The organism is Rhodococcus globerulus NBRC 14531 (assembly GCF_001894805.1).
GTDB classification, from domain to species: Bacteria; Actinomycetota; Actinomycetes; order Mycobacteriales; family Mycobacteriaceae; genus Rhodococcus_F; species Rhodococcus_F globerula.
Genome location: NZ_BCWX01000025.1, coordinates 1 through 1,351, shown reverse-complemented (window position 1 = coordinate 1,351; position 1,351 = coordinate 1). Strand labels below are relative to the sequence as shown.

The following is a 1,351-nucleotide window of genomic DNA, read 5'->3' as shown; positions in this document are numbered from 1 at the left end:
TTGTGTGTTGTTTGAGAACTGCACAGTGGACGCGAGCATCTTTGTTGTAAGTAATGAAGAGCGTACGGTGGATGCCTTGGCACCAGGAGCCGATGAAGGACGTAGGAGGCTGCGATAAGCCTCGGGGAGCTGTCAACCGAGCTGTGATCCGAGGATGTCCGAATGGGGAAACCCAGCACGAGTGATGTCGTGTTACCCGCGCCTGAATATATAGGGCGTGTGGAGGGAACGTGGGGAAGTGAAACATCTCAGTACCCACAGGAAGAGAAAACAACCGTGATTCCGTGAGTAGTGGCGAGCGAAAGCGGAAGAGGCTAAACCATGGGTGTGTGATAGCCGGCAGGTGTTGCATTCGTGGGGTTGTGGGGTTCATTTTGTCAATACTGCCGTGTTGGCCAACAGTAAGAAATCATGAGGTTAGTGGAAGTGGTCTGGAACGGCCTGTCGTAGAGGGTGAGAATCCCGTACACGAAAACTTTGTGACTGTTGTAATGGAAACCCAAGTAGCACCGGGCCCGTGAAATCTGGTGTGAATCTGTCGGGACCACCCGATAAGCCTGAATACTCCCTGGTGACCGATAGCGGACTAGTACCGTGAGGGAAAGGTGAAAAGTACCCCGGGAGGGGAGTGAAATAGTACCTGAAACCGTGCGCTTACAATCCGTCAGAGCCTTTGCACACTTCGGTGTGGGGGGTGATGGCGTGCCTTTTGAAGAATGAGCCTGCGAGTTAGTGGCATGTCGCGAGGTTAACCCGTGTGGGGTAGCCGTAGCGAAAGCGAGTCCGAATAGGGCGATCATAGTGGCATGCTCTAGACCCGAAGCGGAGTGATCTACCCATGGCCAGGTTGAAGCGACGGTAAGACGTCGTGGAGGACCGAACCCACTTAGGTTGAAAACTGAGGGGATGAGTTGTGGGTAGGGGTGAAAGGCCAATCAAACTCCGTGATAGCTGGTTCTCCCCGAAATGCATTTAGGTGCAGCGTCGCGTGTTTCTCACCGGAGGTAGAGCTACTGGATGGTCTAGGGGGCCCACAAGCTTACCGAAATCAGCCAAACTCCGAATGCCGGTGAGTGAGAGCGCGGCAGTGAGACTGCGGGCGATAAGGTTCGTAGTCGAGAGGGAAACAGCCCAGATCGCCAGCTAAGGTCCCTAAGCGTGTACTAAGTGGAAAAGGATGTGGGGTCGCGAAGACAACCAGGAGGTTGGCTTAGAAGCAGCCACCCTTGAAAGAGTGCGTAATAGCTCACTGGTCAAGTGATCCTGCGCCGACAATGTAGCGGGGCTCAAGTACACCACCGAAGCTGCGGCATTCACGCAATAGCCCCCCTTCACTCTGCGGAGTGTTGGG

1 rRNA gene is annotated in these 1,351 nt (G+C 54.5%); it reads left to right on the top strand.

Annotation, left to right across the window (positions count from 1 at the left end):
- Positions 1–44: 44 nt before the first annotated feature.
- Positions 45–1,351: ribosomal RNA gene (locus RG2_RS31180) — 23S ribosomal RNA — on the top strand; the annotation flags it as partial.